Origin of the sequence: Runella sp., from assembly GCF_027484545.1 — a bacterium.
In the GTDB taxonomy this organism is placed as follows: Bacteria; Bacteroidota; Bacteroidia; order Cytophagales; family Spirosomataceae; genus Runella.
In genome coordinates this window covers 37,017-55,638 of sequence record NZ_JAIXST010000244.1, presented here as the reverse complement: position 1 = coordinate 55,638, position 18,622 = coordinate 37,017, and the positions used below count along the sequence as shown (strand labels likewise).

Below are 18,622 nucleotides of genomic sequence, written 5' to 3'. Positions count from 1 at the left end.
GCCAAACGCATATTGGGCTGATTCGCCTGATTTGGCAAACTTGTTCACTAACGAACAACTTGCAGAATTAGTCAAAAATAAAAACGCAAAGTGGGTTTTCTCAACAATCGGTAGAACAAAAGACAAAGAAATTACAGATTATATTGACGGTGGTTCAGAAAGGTCTTGGGACAGAAAAGAACCAAATTTGATAAAATCAAATTTGGACTTTGAAAATAAGATTGCTGACTTAATAACAAGCAATTTTATAAAAAGTCAATCAAATGAATGGCTTCATACGTTTTACGAATATTTGTCTGAAAGAAAATCATACCAAGATAAATTCAAAACAAAACCTATTTTTAAAGATACACAAGGAAATGCAGTTCCTGCATTTGAACAAAAGGGCAATGAATTGCACGGTATTTTGTTTTTGCCCTTAGACGAAACAAATGCGACTTGCAAAACCATTGACCCAGTATTGCTGACAAACCGAAAGACTAAAGAATTTATTGAACACTTCGGAATTAAAAAACCAAGTTTAAAAGATGAAATCTATAACTCTATTTTGCCATTATATAACACAGATGAGGGTATAGATACGAGACCACACTTCCAACAGTTTTTTAAATATTGGAAAAAAGAAGGAAGACCAGAAGATTTTATTAGCTCGATAAAAGACAAGTCATTTATTTTGTGTAAGACGAATGATACCGAGACGAGATATAGAGGGTTAGCCAATACAATCTATTATCCAACAGATGAGCTACTGAAATATTTTGAAACAAAACCAGACACCAAGTTTGTTGATTTGGAAGATTACCACAGCTTTATTACAGACAAAGAAGACAAGCATTTGTTGAAAGAATTTTTAACCAAACTTGGTGTTGTAGATTTGCCAAGAATTTTGAAACGAGAAATTACTGAATGGAATGATTGGGAAGAAAGAAGCAAAATAAAATCTGATCGGGGAGATAGTTTAATAGATGGAACTTCTGGTCACAGCGGACAAGGCACATTTGACAGAATAATAGACGGTTGTAAGGAAGTTTTGAATAAAATTGAAATAGATAAATCTTTGTTATTATGGCGGTATTTAGGAAAACTGCAACTTTCAGAATTAAAAGGAGAACACAGATATTTTTATTATTCGCAACAACGTCAATCTTTTGAAGCCACTACATTAACTCTATTAAAAACAAAAAAATGGTTATTATCAAATAACAATGAACTTGTCGCCCCAAATAAAATTACTATTCAAGAATTAGCAAGTGATTACCAATGTAATCCAGAATTAGAACGTTTACTTGGGTTTAAGCCAACTGTTATATTATCCAAAACCGAAAGAATTGCCTCTAAATTTGAAAGTGAAGAAGAAGCGGAATTTGCAAAAAAACTGTTAGATGAGTATAAAGCAAGACAACATAGTAATAATTTAACTAATCCTAAAAATGCAAATTCAAATGATTCAGTTGATTCAACTCCTAAATTATCAAAAATTGAAAAGACTATCAAATATTTAGACGATTTACAAAGTGAATTTACACCTAAACAAAAAGTCAAGAAAAACGAAAGTCAAGAAATTGAAAATAAGCCCGAAATAAACTTTGACGAAGAATTTGCCAAAGGAATTGAAGATTTAAAAAATCAACTTGAAATCAAGAAAAGCAGAGTTGATTTAGCTAAAAACATCGATAAAAGTGTAAAATACTCTTACGATTGGTTTAAGGCATACTTGCAGTTACTTACAACATACGGAGAAAAACAAGGCACACAGAAACAAAAATCAATTTCGTTTCAAGAAATTAAACCCTACAAAACAGACAATAAATACTTTTTACTTTGTGGTGCAAGTAGTTACATATCGCCTGAAATTGAAAATGCAGACGATTTTAAAGTTTCGCTTGTTTTTGCAGGTGGCAAAAGAGAAAATATAACGGTTGAAGGCGTTTCTAAAAAAGGGCAAGATTTATTGATTTATTGCCGTGAACCCTTGTCAAGTAATACGCTATCACGACTTTCAAACATATTTAAAGTTGAAATCAACTTTACACCAGTAATTGATTTGCTCGACAGGTTATACAAAGCATTTACAAACAATCATAATATTAACGAGTGGCAAGATATTGAAGAAGCAATGCCTTCTTTAAATTACATTTATGGGCCACCTGGAACAGGCAAAACAACAACATTATGCAATAACATAAACGACATTTTAATTGAAAATCCAAATGCGAAAATTTTGGTGCTTACGCCAACTAACAAGGCTGCGGACGTAGTTTGTAAAAAACTTTGGGATATAGACTCGGATATCTTTGCTATACGATTGAGTAGCCCAACCGACCCAGACTTAGAGGAAGAAGCTATTTACCGAGATACGCTGAATGATGTGGATATTGAAGATATAAGTGTTGTAGCATCAACAATTCACCGTTTGCCATATTTTGATATCCAAGAAATCGGTTTATTGTTTCAATATAAGTGGGATTATGTAATTTTTGATGAATCATCAATGACAGGTTTGCATTACATAACTTTTGCAATAATGGCATTGTTCAAGACGAATCCAGATACAAATTTCATTATTGCAGGCGACCCAAAACAAATTCCGCCTGTTATTGAAATTGATGAAAAAGAGTTAGAAAATTTTGACTTTCAAGACGAGAACATTTATAAAATGATGAATCTTGAAAGTTTTAAACCCGAAGAACAGGTGATTAGAGATAATGACAGCATTGTAAATCTTGCAACTCAATACAGAAGTGTTCCCAATATTGGACAATTATTTAGTGAACTCTCCTATTCAAGTCTATTAAAGCACGACAGAGCAATAAATAGAAAAGAAGCAAAACAGTTGCCCGAAGAATTTAGAAGCTTAATTTCATCAAACGTAACTTTTGTAGATATTCCGTTAAACCAAGACAATTCTATTTACAGGGTAAATAAACTGTTTTACAGTTCATATCATACTTATTGTGCAATTTTAGTTTCCGAAATCATTAAATATTTTGACACCACAAACAAAGACGAACAATGGACAATCGGACTAATTGCACCATACAAAGCACAAGCAATGTTGCTCAACAAATTGATAACATCTTACGGAATTTCTGAAAACATAAAAGTGATTTCTGACACGGTTCACGGTTTTCAAGGCGATGAATGTGACATTGTATTTTTTGTTTGTAATCCAAATAACTATTTCTTTTCAAGCCACGAAAAAGCATTGTTATCAAAAGAATACATATACAATGTTGCAATCAGCAGGGCAAAGGACTATTTGGTTGTTTTACACCCATACTCAGCAATTCCAAACAATAATTTCATCAACAAAATTGGACATTCATACAAAAACAATTTTGGCAACGCAAAAATTTTAAATACTAACGACATTGAAAATATATTGTTCAATGACAGAAACTATATAGAAAGCAACAGTTACGTTTCAGGACACGACAATGTAAATGTTTTTGGACTTTCTGAAATGAAATATTTCATCAAAGCCAACGACACAGCAATAGACATACAATTAAGAGATTTAAAAGAACATAAAATAAACGGCTTGACAGTGGAAAGCAATTTAAAACAAACAGACAGTGAAAGCCCCTGATGTAAATACCTTCGGTATGACAAAGTGAGGTAAGAGCTACTCCGTGTGTCTCCACAGACCTTCTTTTCAGCTAACAAAATAGCAAGTCCGTGAGAACACAGACCACAATAAAGTAATGCTACAATCAGGATTTTCAAAATAAAATGACATGTCTCACAAATTGTCTTTCCAAAACTTTTCCATCGAGCGCCGCATGTGCAACGTGGTATTTTCACGCTGACTAATGCCGTGGTCGCGCATGGGATAAGACAACATGCTGAAAAGTTTGTTGTTTTTGATTAATTCATTGGCCAGTAATTCAAAGTTTTGATAATGCACGTTGTCGTCGGCGGTACCGTGTATGATCATCAAATTTCCTTTTAGTTTGCCGGCGTGCGTCACAGGTGAGCCTTCTCTGTAGCCTTCCACATTGTCAGAAGGTAAGCCCATGTATCTTTCCTGGTAAATGTTATCATAAAGGGTTTGATGTGCTACAAAAGACACCGCAATGCCCGTTTTATAGACATCAGCATGGCGAAACATACAATGGAGCGACATTTGACCTCCGCCACTCCATCCCCAAATACCAATGCGTTTGGCATCAACAAATGGATACATCGTTATGATTTTTTTGGCCGCTTTGGCTTGGTCATCAGCCGCCAAAAGACCAATTTGCCGGTAAATGCACTTTCTGAAATCACGGCCTCTCGGCACTTTGGTTCCTCGGTTGTCCACGCTCATCACTACATAGCCTTGGTTGGCGAGGTATTGGTGCCAAAAATTGTCGCCCGTCCCCCAATTGTCTTGTACCGTTGAGCCAGCGGGCTCGCCATAAACGTGAAAAATAACGGGGTATTTTTTCTTTGGATCGAAAGACTTAGGTTTAATAATCCAAGCGTCCAAAACCGCCTCTCCAATGTCCACCTTAAAAAATTCTTTGGGACGCAGCGCCAGTTCTTTCATTTTGGTTTTTAAGTCCGCGTTGTCTTGCAAAAGCTTGATTTCTGTGTGCGTATTGAGATTGATAAGCGAAATTCTTCGGGGTGTGGTCGCGTTTTCAAACGTATGAATGGCATATTGGGCATCGTCAGAAATCTGATAACTGTGTTGGCCAGCCAAATTTTTTGGAGAAACTCGTTCCGCTTCGCCTTTGCCGTCTATTCTGCTTCGGTACAAGTAGCGTTGGGTAAAGTTTTCGGGCGAGGCGATGTAATACACGTATCCTCCCTTAGGGTCAATGCAATTGATATTCACTACATCAAAATTCCCTTTCGTGATTACGCTTGATTGTTTGCCATCTCTCGACATTTTGTAGAGGTGTAGCCAACCATCTTTTTCGCTTGTCCACGTAAAAGATTGATTGTTTTCCAGCCAAACAATGTTGTCGTGCAAATCCAAATAGGCAGCGTCTTTATCGGTCAAAATGATATTCAGAGCCATCGTTTTGGTATTTCCGATCCAGACAGTATTGGTGTTTTGCAAACGGTTCAATTGCTGAATCATCACTTCGTCGGATGCCGGAATAAATTCCATGCGAGCCAAGTAGTTATTTGTTGGGTCGCCAGGTACATTAAACCATTCGGTTTCACCACCCAAAGCCGAAATCACCCCTACTTTTACGGCAGAATTGGCCGTTCCTACTTTGGGATAAGGCAACGGAATGGGTTTTGAATAAATAGAGTCCACATTGTTAATCATGTAAAAAGTCCCCACGTTTTTGGTGTCCGACTGCCAGTAGACTATGTTCTTTCCGTCGGGACTCCACCTAAAACCATCTCGGCAATCAAGTTCTTCTTCGTAAACCCAATCAAAAGTACCATTGATGATATTGCCACCGCCGTCGGTCGTCAATTTTGTACTCTTACCAGAAATAAGGTCTTCTACATAGATATTGAGTTTACTCACGTAGGCAGCACGTGTGCCATCGGGCGAGAATTTAGCAAACATCAGCGTAGCCTCTTCCAATCCTTTGCCAAGTTGGCTCAATTTATTGGTTTGGAGGTCTAAAACCCAATAATCTCCCCTCGAATTTTGTCGCCAAACTTTACGTGTATTGGTAAAAATCAAAAGTTTGGTGTTGTCTTCTGACCAACTATAATTGGCAATTACCAACGATTTTGATGCCCCCGTAGGCGTGAGTTGGGTTGCACTCACGAGGGTCTTCCCTCGTATCTCACTATTTCGTTCCCTTGAGATGATGCATTATTTTCAATCGTTGAATAGCCAGCATTGTCTTTCATCCATCGGATGGCCCCAAATCCTTTGGCGCTGTACAAGTTGTTTTTGTAGATGTCTTCCAAGGTCAGCACTTTGGTTGACTTTTGCCCAAATGCGCTGTTATTCAACAAAATAACTACGGCAAAGAATAGCCAAAGGGATAGGTGCTTACTCATTTTATTAGGGTAAAAATGTTAAAAAGAAGGAAACAATATCAAATTACAACATTTACTCAACAACATACACGTCACCCTTCACGGTTTTAATCTCGATGATTCCATTGGGTGATTTTTGAAATGCTACCGTTTTACCATTTTGGGTAATCTTTACATTGGGTAAGGCTTCTAATCGGCAAAGTCCACCCGCTTTTGAGGTAATTTTCAATTGCTTGATTTGCTTATTTTCCCAAACATAATCCAATTCAAAAGCCCCTCTGGCACATACGCCTTTGAACGCTCCCGAACCCCAATCGTCGGGTAAAGCGGGGAGTAATTTGATAAAACCATCGTGTGATTGCAGCAACATTTCGGTAATGGCGGCAGTAGCACCAAATGTACCATCCACCTGCGGGGCTTTTCCGCAAAGAGCAAACAGTGACATACAACTTTGTTCTTTGATAAAGCCTTTGTAAATCTTATTGGCCCTGTTGCCATCGCCCAGCCTTGCCCACAGTGCCATTTTCCATGCCCTTGAAAAGCCCGTGGAGGCATCTCCTCTTTCCTCCAATACTTTTTTGTAGGCTTCTATCAAAGCAGGCGTTCTTTTTTCGTACAATACCTTGCCTGGGTATAGGCCATACATGTGTGAAAAATGTCGGTGATTTTTTTCTAACGATTTCCAGTCATCGGCCCATTCTTGCAATGAACCATCCTTGCCGATTTGGGGCGGCACTAATTTTTCTCGTGCGGCTTTTACCTGCTGCACAAAAGTACCATTATCGCCCAAAATGGCAGCAGCTTCCAAGTAATAGCCAAACAAATCGTAGAGAATTTGCATGTCTATCGAAGAACCTGCGCAAATCGTTGTGCCTTCTCTAAACCCTGCCGTTACTTCATCAAAATAAGGCTTGTTGCCCCCGCCATCAGGAAAGTTTTCGGGCGAGGTAGAAGGATTGGTTACCAACCATTTACCATTAGGATGTGGCTTTAAGAAATCCATAAAAAACTGCACAGAGCCTTTCATCAATGGATAGGTTTCTTTGAGAAATGCTGCGTCCATGGTGTATTGATAATGCTCCCAAAGGTGGGTGCATAGCCAAGCACCACCTACGGTAAATGTCCCCCACGTAGGGCCGTCCATGGGGGCGGCCACGCGCCATACGTCAGTATTTTGATGAAAAACCCAGCCTTTTGCGCCATAATGCTCCCGGGCAACTTGTGTACCTTGGTCGGTTAGTTCTTTGATGAAGCGAACCAATGGCTCCGCACATTCAGAAAGATTACTGCTTTCCACAGGCCAATAATTCATTTCGGTATTGATATTGGTCGTGTATTTTGAATCCCACGACGGGTTCATGTCATCGTTCCAAATACCCTGTAAGTTAGCAGGCTCAGTTCCAGGCCGAGAAGACCCAATCATCAAATACCTGCCGAAGTTATAACTGAGTGCCGACAGTGAGGGATCAGGACTTGTTTGTATTTTTTGAATTCGTTCGGGCAAAGGAAGAAATGAGTTTTCGGTGGTGGGTAATTGAAGCGAAACGCGGTCAAAATAGTGTTTATAATCAGCCACAGCGGCTTCCAAAATGGTGGTATAGGATTTGTTTTGAATCTTTTTAAAATAATCATCTACTCTTTGGTGCTGATTGGCACTCACGTCTTTGTAGTTCACGAAATTGGTAGCCGCAGCAAAATACAAGGTGACGGCATTGGCATTTTCGATGATTAAATCCACTCCATCAGTTTTCATCGTTCCGCCTTCGGGAATAGCTTTTATTCGGGCTTCGTATTTTAGCTTTCCTGCCACACCCATATAATCAGCCGATTTGCCTGTCAAAGCCAGTCCGTCTGAGCCATACGAATCCATTCTGAAATAGTCGGTTGCGTAATTGGAATGGGCTTGGTTTCTCACCCCTCTGAGATTGGCTTTGAAAGAAATGCTACCCGGTTTATCTGCCGTCAGCCGAATGACAATTACTTGGTCGGGAGCGGAGGCAAACACCTCACGTTGATAGGCAATTCCGTTTGATTTGTACGAAACAGAAGTGATTCCACTTTCTAAATTTAGCCATCGTTTGTACTCGGTGGTTGAATCTTGGTTTTTGAAAAACAAATGGAGATTGGCAAGACTTTGGTATTTCTGTTGCTCAACAGGATAACCCATCAAATTTCTCCCGAATAGATTATGAGCCGCTAAATATTTCTCTTCAAAAACTAATTTTTGAATTTCGGGCAACACTTTATAACCGCCTTTTACAACCGTAGAATAAGGCCCTCCTGACCAATAGGTTTCTTCGTTGAGTTGAATCCGTTCTTCGCCACTTCGTCCAAAAACCATTGCACCTAATCTGCCATTGCCGACAGGCAGGGCTTCGTCCCATTTTTTGGCTGGCGTATTGTACCAACTTACCGTAGATGGATTAAAAGCTTTCGCATTGAGTCTATTAGAAAAATCAACGTGCTGTGCGTTGGTATAAATTACTGATAGAAAGACAATTGAAAAGAACAGAAGGGTGTTTAGTTTCATACTATTTTGTAGGTAATCACTTTTCGAAATCATCTTCCATCAATTGTTTTTCGGTCAAAATACCGTTTCCTGCGGGTTTTCTCTCTCTCATTTTTTTAACATCATCAGTAGAGATACCTTTTCCTACTTTCGCAAAGGCATTCTGGGTGAATCGAATAATGTCCGCAATGTCCTGATCGCTGATGGACTTGTTATTGATAAGCGCCGGCATTTCGTTGTTTAATTTGTACAGTTTCCCATTGACATGAATCGGCCCGCTGACGCCGTGCAGAATGATGGCGGCCAAACGCTTCATCGAACCGTCAATGTATTCGGATTCTTTAAGCGGCGGCGCCAAGTCCTGAATGCCTTTACCGTCGGCCCCGTGACAGGTAGCACAAATGCTTCTGAACAGTTGCAAGCCTTTTGTTCTGTTGTCCACCACATTCGTTTCCTTGACAAAAATGGGATTTAGTTCTTTCTTTTGGTGATTATTGACGGCCAATGTCAAATTGCTTTTAAGAATCGAATTGGGATTCTGAGTAGCAAGATAGTTTTCCTCCTTTCCTTCCAGACTGCTGACAATGGCCTCCTGAAAGATGCGTCGGTCAGCGTATTTTTTTTCTATTTCTGAGAGAATGGGCAGGAATATCGCTTCAGACAATTTGAGCCAGGGAGCAAGGGATATTGACAAATAAAGGTCGATAGTCTCATTGTTTTGAGCTAACAATTGGGTGCTGTTCTCTTTCATTTTCGCCACCTGCTGCGTGGTTGCAAAACGCTCCAACAGTCCTAATGCATGGGCAATGGTTTCGGGCTGTTTTGACTGTTTTACCACATCGCTCAGAACGTCAAAGGTCAGCGCATTTATCCCATCCAATACGTACAAAGCATGAATGGACGTTGAAAAATCATTGGCTACTTTGGTTAAATCCATTAAGTTTTTAACCACCGAAGGGTCTTTCTTTTGAATCAACAATTGCTGCGAACGGTCTCGTAACCAGCCATTTGGATTACTGAGCAACGTCACCAATTGAGCAGCAGAGGCTTTTGATAAATCAGGTACGGGATTGAGTTTGGTTTCTTTGTGGGTTACTTTCAAAATTCGCCCCGCATTCTGTAACGTATCCAGTTTTTTAGCGGCCAACTGTTCGGCAAGGTACTGCGAAATATACGCCTTGTGTTGAATAATGCCCCGGTGCATATCAACAATATACATGGCCCCATCGGGTCCGTTAAACAGATTGACCGGACGGAAACCTTCATCGGTAGAGGCGATAAACTCTGTCTTTTCAACGGCCTGGTTAGCAGCAGTTTGAGTGCTTTTAAAGGTGAGAATGTTTCGTTTGATCAAATTGGCTTCCGGAACACAGACAAACGCATTCTGATTGTACGTTTCTGGAAAAGCCCCTCCCCGATACACCAAAGGACCGCAAGCTGCGGTCACATCCACCAGCATTCCTTTTTCGTCCAAAACTCCTTTTTGATACCCCCGATTGACCGAGGTTTGGTGAATTGGAAATACCTTATTGTTGGTCAATCGTTGATTTTCAGCGATGGTAGGCTTAAAATAACGGTTCCGAATCACTTTATTGGGCAACACAAAGTCGCCCTGTAACTGGGTGCTGTTGTTGTTGTAGTACAGTCGTCCAAAATTGTCTTTCGTTATCCCCCACTGACCCCGGTTTGAGGTGGGTTCTTTTACCCATTTCCCATTTTTTAACTGATACCTGAAATTGTAATTGGCATTGTAAATCCAGTTGTCAATGTTCATCATCAATCCGTTGGAAGAATGCTCTACGTTGCCGCCTTCGGCGTAGACCGGGTCGACCAGTGTTTTTTTGCCGGGCTTGTCGTTGTTTATTTCTACAAACCACAGTTTGGGACCATCCACGTACAACAATCCGCCGTAGACGTGAGCCAGTCCGCGCGGCAAAACGAGTTTATTCAAAAAGACTTTGGAACGGTCAATGACGCCGTCTTTGTTTACGTCTTCCAAAATACTGATCCTGCCGTTTGGTATCTCCTCACCGATGCCTTCGAGATTGGGCATGTACCCAATCATTTCCACCACCCACATACGGCCTTTGTTATCAAAATCCATACTGACGGGAGCTTTCAACAACGACTCGGAAGCGATTAGCTTTAGTTCAAACCCTTCTTCCACTTTATAGTTTTCAAGAGAAAATTTGGGTTGTTCAAAAGTGAGGTTTCTAAAACTTACCATGAAGGCGGAAAGCCCTAAGATGGAGAGAAATACAATCTTATAGTTAAGATTTTTAATGGTGAATTTGGACATTTTCATTTGTTATATGCTACTGGTTTTATTTTTTCAAATAAGGTCCTTTTTTATTCCAACCGATTTCAACTTTAGACAAATACCACGTTTTTCCTTTGTCATTATTGCCTTGAAAAAACAGATAATATCGACCGTCTTGGGCTTTAAAAATGTTGGGGTGCCCGCTTTCACTTTCATTCCATGCTCCGACCTCGCCGTTTTTCAGGAAAGGCTCTTTAGATAACCGTTTCCAATGAATCCCGTCTTGGCTTCTGGCAACTCCTATTTGCTGAGGTTCATTGTTATAAGCTCCTGCATAGAACATGTACAAATACTTCCCTTTTTGAATGCAAGATGCGGCTTCTATGCATTTTTTCTCCCAAGTCAATTCAGGTTTCAGCATGGGCATATTGGGTAATTCAGTCCAGCTGTTGCGGTCAAAATTAGCAGTAATCGGTGCTACAGCTACGCCTTGTTGCTGAATTTTGTATTCCGGGTCTCTTGTGGCGTAATACAAAAAATAGTTGTTTTTGTAAGCAATCACTTCTGCATCAATCGCCCTGCCGCAACTCCAATCGCTTATTTTTGGTCTAAAAATGGGGTTGGTGACATCTCTTTCAAAATTAATACCATTGGTAGAAAAAGCGTGGCAAATAGCATCCAATTTACCGTTCCCGTAGGTTTGATAAAAAAGGTGCAAAACACCGTCTTTTACCAATGCTCCCGGCGCACAAATGCCTTTTTCTTCCACAGTTCCTTTTTGACCTTTGATATCCCCTTTTTTATTCCAGTGTACCAAATCCCTACTGTTAGCAATGCCAATATACCATTCTTTGCGGTCCTCGCTTGGCACCGAATAATACATCCAATACGTTCCCTGAAAAAAAATCACGTAAGGATCTTTGGCATAGGGTCTTGCAGGAACGTCCAAATCTCCGTAATACATTTCGGGGTTTTGAGCAAACAGCATTTCTCCCTTCCCTATAAATAGAAAGAAAAGCAAAATGTTTAGTACTGTTTTTTTATTCAGTCGAATTTCGTTTCTCATAAAAATGCCCCAAAAGAGGAAATATAATTGGCTCTGCTCTGTTTGATATTGTTTACAAAAACCACAAAGAACACAAAGAGTTTTACGCAAAGTGCATGAAGATTTTTTCTTTTGTTCTTTGTGGACCCTTAGTGTTCTTAGTGGTTAAAAGGACTTCAAGTACACTAATAAACAGCTATCAATTCTTTGAAGGAAACATTCGCAGTAATATAACTCCATGATGCCGAATATTTGTTTTAAAAACCTCTTTAAAACTGCCTAAATCTTTTTGACGCCAGACATCCCGCAACCTATAGTTTCCTTTCAAGCCTACTTTGGCAAAATCAAACGTAAACGATTTAGCGGCTTCATCACCCCAGCGGAAATACGATTCGGGTGTTTTTCCAAAATCTCCCACGTTGAAAAGTCCCACCGCATACGAACCGTCTTCCAGGGACTTTAACCAAATTTGGATACCATCATTCTCCCAAACCAATCGGGCCGATTTCCCTAAAGGGTCCTGATTAATTTCAATAACTTCATCATTTGTAAGCAAATTCAAGGTAAAAGCATCTAATTGCTCAATCGGGCAGCCAATTAGCAATGGTGCTGATAGTAAGCTAAATAGACTTACGTGGCTATACTGCTCGTCGGGCGTAAGTCGGGTTGGATGAAGTTCAGAGCCAGTGGTAACATTTCCTAAAATCATCATGTCGGGGTCGAGCCAATGCCCATGCCCACCGTAAGGACTCCATTTGTCAAGTGTAAAAGCCGAAACATAAAGACTGAGCCAAGAATCACGAATATCGGGGCCTGTGCGGTAAGTATTTGTTAATCGTACCCAATCTATCACATTTGCAAAAGGGGCAGAATTTGAAATACTGTAAACAATATCTCGTCCCGAATTTTTTAGAGCTGACGACATCCTTTCGGCAGATGGCACTTCAATTCTCCAATCGTATTTTAAATAATCGACGCCCCATGCAGCCATTTGTTTGGCATCGTTTTCTTCAAAACGGTATTTTCCGACATAGCGAAATGCTCGCTTATTATTCTTAATGGAATCAGTGATTTTTCCATCGGCAAAATCTGATGTACCACCAATGTATCCTGCATAACTTGTTATCATTGGTGTAGAATAAACCCCAAGTTTCAAACCCAAACTATGAATATAGTCGGCCATTTCTTTGAAATTCGGAAATTTTTCGTTTGGTTGAATGGCATTAAAAGCCCCACCACGTTGTCCTTGCCAAGCATCGTCAATGTTGATGTAAGTCCAACCATGTTGGTTGAGTCCCATTTTTACCATGGCATCGGCTGAGGCTATTACTTTTTCTCGGTCAATGTTTCTTGCCCAAGAATTCCACCCATTCCACCCTATTGGGGGAGTAAGTGCAATGGTATCGCCGATGATAATTTTTAGTTCTTTTGTAGCTTCACCAAAGGCATTTTTAGCCGTTAAAGTACTTAAGTAAGTACCTTTTTTAGCTACTTTTCCAGTAATTAGTCCAGTTTTTGAATCAATTGAAAGACCTTGTGGTAAGTTTTTTGCCAAAAAACTCATTGGGCGTTCGCCAGTGGCAGCAATCGAATAAAGAAAAGGGCTATTGGGTCTTGCCCCGAAAAGTTTTGGTGAATTGATTTTAGGTTTTTTGTCAGGTTGAGGCGTTAGAATATATTTTTCATCAACATTAGGCGTATTTTTAGGAATAAAATCATCTTTCATTTCAAACTTTGCATTTGCCCAATTGGAATAAGACCTATTAAATCCTTTTTCTTCGATAGTTACCAAAAGCCCTAAACGTTTAATTCCTGTCAAATTAACTTTGACGGTTTTTGGTTCATCACCTAAATTCATTTCACCACTCTCAAACAAAACTTTTCTATCACCAATTACATAAAATTTGAGAGGTAAATCTTTCACGCCTTTATCATCCACGCCAACTATTGCTGTAAATTTGGTGGCGTGTCCATCTAAAAAGAATGACAAAACGCTGGTTGAACTTACACCTATACCATGTTTAAAAAGTTTTCCATTCATCCGAATAGAATCACCACCTGCATTTGTTTTGGCCGAAACCGAAGGAATTCCCTCAGAAAATGACTTAATTGGTAAATCATCTAACCAAATTGTCTTAGTATTTTGGGCAAAAATGCCAGAACTAAAACACAGGCAGATAATTAACAACGAGGCTATTTTTTTTATTAAATTTTTCATTAAATCTTATTTTTTATCTACTTTTTCGGCAATCAAAGTCAAAACTGCCTTATCGCTCCACTCTTGTCCATGCCCTGCCATTGCCGTAAACGAAATCTTAGCATCTGATTTTGGGTTTTCGGTTTTATCCATGAATTTTTGTAAAAAACGTGTTGCTACATTCGAGTAAAGTCCATCCATATCGCCCATCCAAATCCATATTTTCCCTTGCAATTTAGGACCAAGCGTTGACCAGTTTTTTTCTAAAACCTTCTTCAAATCATACTTTTCCCACTGTTTGGCAATGTTATGGTCGATTTTTCCAGAAATCGGATCGAACATTAAGGAAGGTAGACCATCACTGCCTTTTGGCCCAAAAACTGCATTATATGCACCAAATTGCCCGCCCGAAACCAAGTAGTTGCCCGTCCGACTGTTGAGATTTTCTCCCGCAATCCAATCCTTCATTGAAAAAGTTGGTTCACCGTAAATTGTTCTTCGGCCAGGTTGTAAATAGCCGTAGCGATTATAAAAAATGGACTCATCTTCGTAAATATTTATCAATCCATAATGCTCAAAATCAACGGGATCGGGGCTATACGACCACGTACCATCAAAGAAATCGGGATACAAAATTTGTAAACCCAACGACACCCATCCACCAGTAGAATTGCCAGTCAGAAAACGCATTTTTGAATCTGCCTTGTAGCGAACTTGCTTTTCAATTTCGGGAATCAATTCTTCGGTCAATGCTTTGCCACAAGGGCCATTATTCTCTGAATCGACTTGATAGGTATCGCCGTAAGGACCTTGTGAATCAAGAAAGACATAGATGATTTGAGGTGCTGTTTTGGTAAACCACCAATCTGTAAAATCTTTGTTATTGACCAAACCATTGATGGCAGTGTAACGCCCATTCAAACCCGCCGCTCGGTAACAAATCGGATACGTTTTATTAGGATTTTCAAAATAACTTGATGGTAACAAAATGGCTGCTTTCAAATAGCGAGGCTTACTCGAGAATTCAGATAGATATTTACTTTTGATTTCTACCAACTTGACAAATTCATGCTTAATAACTGTGGCTTCGGGAATGATTTTGTTGAGGGTCAGGCTAAGCTGAATTTGTGTTGAAAACGACACCGAATCAATGTTACTGTACAAATTGCCCGACACGTTTTCCTGTCCATCGTCTATATTTTGCTTGTAAACAACCTGAAAATAGTACTTATCCGAAGCATTCGGTTTTAGTTTATCCAAGCCAATAGTTAAACCATTTTTATCTTTTGAATCTAAAACAAATGGCAAATTAGCCTCCCAATGTTGAGGAGTTACGCCAAAAGTGATTTCTGAACGAAGGCGTGGTTCTCGTTCATGCTGTTTGGTTACATGAAAAATTAATCTCCCACCTTCGATAAAAGATTGTCTCATTTCTGGAGCCACTGCAATGCTGACTTTCCAAGAAATTACATCTTGGGCGTGCAACAAATGGCTTAACAAAATAAAAAACAGGGAAATGAAATTTGCTCTTTTCATGCTATTCGTTTACTTTAAAACATTGGATTCGTTGTTTATCAATTCCCATTTACTAAAATCTCTTTCTATTGATTTGCCATCAATAGATTTTATGACCCATTTGTTTTGAGGGGCATTGACATCGTAAGTGATGATTTGGCCATCAGGGAATTGAAATTGGGTTTTTAATTGCTCATCACTCGGATTGGATTTTTCAAGATTTGCCAATAAATCTTCGGCTTTCTTGTCTTCAAACACCAACATCAAACCTACATTTTCGGTAGCATAAACTGCGATTTTGACATTGCTATTTCCTTCATAAATCGCCCAATTTTTTCTTTCCAAAACGGGCTTAAACCCTTCTGGCACAAAGACTTTGCCCGAAGCACAAGCAAAGTTTTTATAAACGCCTGTATTGTTCCATTTCATAAAATCATTGCCTTTTCCTGTCAAATGAAAAGTTTTAGGCAGTTGATCGGCCATGTCATTCAGAAAAAGTGTAGTTGGGCGTGCTACCACCAATGAGTTTTTGCCTTGATTGGCTCCACCTGCCGAAAGCAAAAAGTGCTTGCCCGCCGTGAATATTTCAGGACAAGATTTTTTGCCGTGGCCTAATTTTACGAAATAGCCTTCGCCTTTGTTAAAAATTACTTCTACCACTTTATCAGCAGGCCGATAAGGCATGCACGAACCCACTAAGGCGTGTACTTCTGCGTTTGAAATATCGGTATTAAATGGCTCAATGGGGGCATAACTCAACCAAGCTTTTACGAAAACAGACTGATAGTCAGTGGTTAACTCTTGAATTTTAGCTTTTTCGTACCGCCTACGCATGGGTGGATAATGCCTTAATTTGTAAGACCCCAAGGCATAAGTCCAATTCATGTAATCCAATACATTGCGGGCTTCGGTGCTCACTTTTTCAGAAGCAAAAGCTTCTAAATTTAACAAAGCTGCTATGGTGTAGCCAATGTAAGGAATGGAATTATATTCATACAAACCATTGGTTTTCATGCGGTTTAAATAAGCCAAAATCTTAACTTCCATACCATTTGAGACGTTATCATAGGTGGGCGACGAATTGCCATGAAGCATCTTCCAACGATTTTTTAGATAACGAGAGCCTTCGGTCATTAAAATATGATTTTCGGTATCGGCCACTAAACCTAATGTACGTGGCGTGGCCCGTCGGTATTTACCACCTTCTTCGGTGAGCAATGTGTTTATCAAATGTTCTTTTGTTTTGGGGTAAAGCAAATCAGGTTGATTATCGAACAAAAACAGAATGGTGGTCAAGGGCATGAGCGTAAAATCATAATCGCCTTTGGGATTCAATGCCCAATGCGAACCCGTAACGCCCCGAACTTTCATTTGTTGGATTGCCTTATTTACGTCCTCGATGTCTTGTTTCAAAAGCAATTTTGCGAGTAAAATTCTGGGTGTATTACCTCGTTCGCTCAATTTGTCAAAATTGATTTTTTTGCTCGCAAACGATTGATAAACCTGAATTGCCAAATCAGCGTTTGTCTTCCACGCAATTGTTCGTTGGTGCGGTATTTGCACCATTGACTGACCATTGCTTTGTATCGAAAACAATGAAATAGTTAAGTAAGTCAAAAGGATAACTCTCATTTACGGCTGATTCTTTTTAAAATTATTCTATTTACCAAGTTGATGAATTGTGTCTTGAATGGAGCTACTCAGCAGCTCACCTTTTACATTCTTGATTTTGAAATCAATCGTGATTACGTCCACGAAAAGGATCATGTTTTTTAGATTATTCAATGTGCTATTTCTTGTTTTTTTGTTCCCAAATTTGGTATTGTTGTTTTAAATCCTTTACGAGTTCAGGATGAGCTGCCGCCAGATTTTTGGTTTCGCCTGGATCTGCTACTAAATCCACTAAAAAAAAGGCATCCGCCTCTGTCAATGACCCTTTTTTACTGGTGTCTTCAGGATTTGCATGTAACTTCCATTTGCCTTTTCGAGCCACCCACGACTTTCTGAATGCCCAACAATAGCCTTCTTCATGCTGAGAAGCTGCATTTGAGTCCTTGATAACCGAAACCAAACTTTTTCCATCTAAATCTTTTTGTTGAATTTCGATATCGCAATATTCTGCCAAAGTTGGAAACCAGTCGGTATTGATGGCCATTTGATTTCTAACTTGTCCTTTCGGGATTTTGCCGGGCCAACTAATAATTGATGGTACACGAATTCCACCTTCAAAAAGACAGGCTTTTGCACCCCTATAAATACCAGCATTGCCCCCACCAAAATGAGCTCGTTCTTCGGTAGAATAGCCATTGTCTGATTGAAAAATGATAATGGTATTTTCGGTTAGTCCAAGGTCCGAAACCTGTTTGAGTAATTGACCTACTTTATCATCTAAGGTGGACATAAAAGCTGCGTACAAATCTCTCGGATAAGCGAGCCCTTTTTTCTGATAATAGTCCAGCCATTTGGGGTCGCCTTGGTAGGGATAATGGGGTAGGTTTATAGCAAAATACATAAAAAACGGACTTTTATTTGTTTGTTTCATAAATTGACCCGCCTCTTTCACCATCAAATCAGGAAAAAATTGTCCAGAATAATGTACCTCCTTTCCATTTCTATATAAGTCGTGCTTATTAGGGCCATTCCAATAAAAAAAGTGTGAATAGTTATCAATGCACCCAGCTAAATATCCAAATGAATGATCAAACCCTTGGGCATTCGGACTCATTTCGGGGGTATATCCCAAGTGCCATTTGCCAATATGAGCGGTTTTGTACCCTGCACTTTTAAAAAGTTCGGCCATCGTAAATCGATCGGCTGGCAATCCATCGGCTTTATTTGCCTCTGAGGCATTGTTGGGCAATCCTGCCCTTTGAGGATTTAGCCCTGTAAGTAATGAAGCCCTTGAAGGCGAACAAACAGGCGAAGCATAAAACTGCGTAAACATCGTCCCATTTTTTGCCAAACGGTCAATATTGGGCGTTTCTAAATCCTTTGAACCATAACAATTGAGGTCGATTGCCCCTTGGTCATCGGAATAAATGATAATTACATTGGGTTTAATTTGAGCTTTAATGGGTGTATAGCCCAGACATAAGCCTACTAAAAAAATGCTCAGTTTTAAAGTTGATATTTTTTCAAAGTTCATATTCTTCATAA

At 39.5% G+C, this 18,622-nt stretch carries 10 protein-coding genes; 1 reads left to right on the top strand and 9 read right to left on the bottom strand.

What is annotated here, in order from left to right:
- Positions 1-40 precede the first annotated feature (40 nt).
- On the top strand, positions 41-3,589 hold the full coding sequence (locus Q0081_RS22230) for an AAA domain-containing protein (protein WP_298358736.1): 3,549 nt from the start codon (positions 41-43) through the stop codon (positions 3,587-3,589).
- 153 nt (positions 3,590-3,742) lie between these two features.
- Here Q0081_RS22230 and Q0081_RS22225 read toward each other — a convergent pair whose 3' ends face one another.
- From Q0081_RS22225 to Q0081_RS22185, 9 genes are all read right to left on the bottom strand, one after another.
- Positions 3,743-5,722, bottom strand: a complete 1,980-nt coding sequence (locus tag Q0081_RS22225) for a S9 family peptidase (protein WP_298358733.1) — start codon at positions 5,720-5,722, stop codon at positions 3,743-3,745.
- The gene (locus Q0081_RS22220; protein ID WP_298358729.1) at positions 5,719-5,961 is read right to left on the bottom strand and encodes a hypothetical protein; all 243 of its coding nucleotides are present in this window, start codon (positions 5,959-5,961) and stop codon (positions 5,719-5,721) included. Before Q0081_RS22220 ends, Q0081_RS22225 begins: the two co-directional genes overlap by 4 nt.
- A gap of 52 nt (positions 5,962-6,013) precedes the next feature.
- Complete coding sequence (locus tag Q0081_RS22215; protein WP_298358727.1) at positions 6,014-8,470, bottom strand: glycoside hydrolase family 95 protein; 2,457 nt, start codon at positions 8,468-8,470, stop codon at positions 6,014-6,016.
- A 16-nt stretch (positions 8,471-8,486) separates the two neighbouring features.
- Positions 8,487-10,748 (bottom strand): c-type cytochrome, encoded by a 2,262-nt coding sequence (locus Q0081_RS22210; protein ID WP_409034089.1) that lies wholly within the window; start codon positions 10,746-10,748, stop codon positions 8,487-8,489.
- 25 nt (positions 10,749-10,773) lie between these two features.
- Positions 10,774-11,730, bottom strand: coding sequence for a family 43 glycosylhydrolase (locus Q0081_RS22205; RefSeq protein ID WP_298358722.1), 957 nt, complete (start codon positions 11,728-11,730; stop codon positions 10,774-10,776).
- 223 nt (positions 11,731-11,953) lie between these two features.
- A complete protein-coding gene (locus Q0081_RS22200; protein WP_298358719.1) occupies positions 11,954-13,972 on the bottom strand; it encodes an NPCBM/NEW2 domain-containing protein in 2,019 nt (672 codons plus the stop codon).
- 6 nt (positions 13,973-13,978) lie between these two features.
- Entirely contained in the window at positions 13,979-15,487 is a 1,509-nt protein-coding gene (locus Q0081_RS22195) for an alpha/beta hydrolase-fold protein (protein ID WP_298358716.1), read from the bottom strand.
- Positions 15,488-15,496: 9 nt separating this feature from the next.
- The gene (locus Q0081_RS22190) at positions 15,497-17,098 is read right to left on the bottom strand and encodes a hypothetical protein (protein WP_298358713.1); all 1,602 of its coding nucleotides are present in this window, start codon (positions 17,096-17,098) and stop codon (positions 15,497-15,499) included.
- 157 nt (positions 17,099-17,255) lie between these two features.
- A complete protein-coding gene (locus Q0081_RS22185) occupies positions 17,256-18,620 on the bottom strand; it encodes a sulfatase (protein WP_298358711.1) in 1,365 nt (454 codons plus the stop codon).
- Positions 18,621-18,622: the final 2 nt, after the last annotated feature.